Genomic DNA, 2,032 nt, shown 5'->3' on the forward strand with positions numbered 1-2,032 from the left:
GTCCCCACCGCCGCCGGGCCGTGCCTGACAGTGCTGTCAGAGGCCCCCTGCCATCCCGCCAACGCCCCAGTGACATCCGTGTCAGGAACCCCGGTGGCGGCCCACGGAAAATCCGCTACTCGCCCACGACGGAGCGGATGGTGTCGCGCATGGAGTGGTGGGCTTTCCAGCCCACGTCCTGGACCCAGCGGCTGCCGTCCACGGCGCACAGGAACTGGATGTGGTCCAGCTCCGGGGGCGGGAAGTTGGCCAGCCGGTAGCGGAACATCAGGCCCAGCAGCGGGCGGGCCACCGGGTGCGGCACGGGGATGGGGGTGTTCCCCAGCTCGCGCAGCACCGCGGACAGGGGCACCTGGCCGGGGCCGACGACGTTGTAGACGCCCTTGGGCTCCGGGCGCAGGGCCGCCACCATCGCGCGCGCCACGTCCTCCACGTGGATGAGCTGCACCATCGGGTCGAAGCCCGCGAGCGTCCACGGGTAGCGCAGGCGCAGGTAGTGCGAGGGCGCGTTCTTGATGGTGGGCCCGACGATGTGGACGGGCCGCAGGATGACCGTCTCGATGTGCGGGTGCTTCCAGAAGAAGCTGTGCGCCAGCATGTCCACTTCGATGAGGTCGCGCACGCCGGAGAAGCGGCTGGCGGCCATCAGCGGCGCGTCCTCGGTGAGGAAGTTGGAGTTGTCCGGGCTGGGGCCGTAGACGTTGGCCGAGGACAGGACGACCACCTTCTTCACGCCGTACTTCGCGCAGTACTCCAGCAGGCGCGTGGTGCCCACGACGTTGAACGAGTGGTGCTCCTCCTCGCTCATGCGCGGGTCATGCATGATGCCCATGTGGATGACGGCGCGGACCTCGTTCTTGCGAAAGACGTCCTCCGCCTTCTTCTTGCGCAGGTCCAGCTGGTGCATCTCGACGTCCTTCGGCCTGCCCACGAAGGGGCGCCGGTCGATGCCGATGATGCGCTCGTGCTTGTGCAGCATCTTCGCCAGCGCGCGGCCCAGGTTGCCGCTGATGCCGGTGACGACGACGGCGGGCTTGAGGGCGCCGCGCGGCGACTCCTTCTCCTCCTCGTGCGGGGCGCTCACCAGAACACGCCCCGGCGTTCCTTGAGACCCTGCTGGAGCATCGCCTGGATGGAGGCCTTCACGGTGCGCACCTTCTTGTCGAGTTCGCTGTCCTCGTCGTCCGCGCGACCGGTGAAGTGCAGCGCGTCGCCGAAGTAGATCCGGTACTTCGTGGGCAGCGGGAACGCCGCGCCCGTGGGCGTGATGGGGAAGGACGGGAAGCCCAGCAGCTTCGCGAGCGGCTTGAGGTTCATCAGCGCGGGGGCCTGCTCCTCGGCGCCCACCACGGCGATGGGGACGATGGGCGTGTTCGTCTCCAGGGCCAGCCGCATGAAGCCCAGGCCGAACTCCTGGAGCTGGTAGCGCTGGGGCCACAGCTTGTTGAGGCCGCGCGTGCCTTCCGGGAACACGAGGATGGCCTCCTCGGCCTCCAGCAGGCGGCGGCAGTTCTCCGGCGTGCCGACAATCTGGCCCACGCGCGCCATGAACGTGGAGACGTACGGCAGGGACGGCACCCACTTCTCCACCATGCTGCGGATGGCGCGCGGCGGAGAGCCCTCCACCATCAGGGCGATGCCAATCATCGCGCCGTCCATGGGGAGCTGGCCGGAGTGGTTGGACACCAGCAGCACGCGCCCCTTGGGGATGCGGTCCGCGCCGTAGGCCTCCACGCGGAAGTAGTGGCGGTAGAGCCACAGGAACGGGGCGATGGCGGCCAGGCTGTAGTCCAGGTTGAACCCGAACGGATCCACCCCGTACTCGTTCTCCGTCCGGGCCAGGCCCTGGAGCTCACCCGACTGCGCTTCGCCCGCCATGCGCTCGGTCCAGCCGCGCAGACCCTTCTTCACCTTGTCGCTGAAACGCTCCAGCATGGCTGGCTCCTTAGCACCCCGGCACGCACACCGGGAGTGCGTCGGCAACCCGTGAAGTCCTTCTGACGATAATCCGCCGGAAGGTCTCCCCCATGCG

At 68.6% G+C, this 2,032-nt stretch carries 2 protein-coding genes; both read right to left on the bottom strand.

Going from position 1 to position 2,032, the window contains the following annotated elements; genetic code table 11:
* Nucleotides 1–115 precede the first annotated feature (115 nt).
* The gene (locus D7V93_RS42295; RefSeq protein ID WP_120648600.1) at nt 116–1,084 is read right to left on the bottom strand and encodes an SDR family oxidoreductase; all 969 of its coding nucleotides are present in this window, start codon (nt 1,082–1,084) and stop codon (nt 116–118) included.
* Nucleotides 1,081–1,935 carry a lysophospholipid acyltransferase family protein gene (locus D7V93_RS42300; protein WP_120648601.1) on the bottom strand — a complete coding sequence of 285 codons (855 nt, stop codon included), beginning with the start codon at nt 1,933–1,935 and terminating at the stop codon, nt 1,081–1,083. Before D7V93_RS42300 ends, D7V93_RS42295 begins: the two co-directional genes overlap by 4 nt.
* Between the last annotated feature and the right edge of the window lie 97 nt (nt 1,936–2,032).

The organism is Corallococcus llansteffanensis (genome assembly GCF_003612055.1).
Taxonomy (GTDB): Bacteria; Myxococcota; Myxococcia; order Myxococcales; family Myxococcaceae; genus Corallococcus; species Corallococcus llansteffanensis.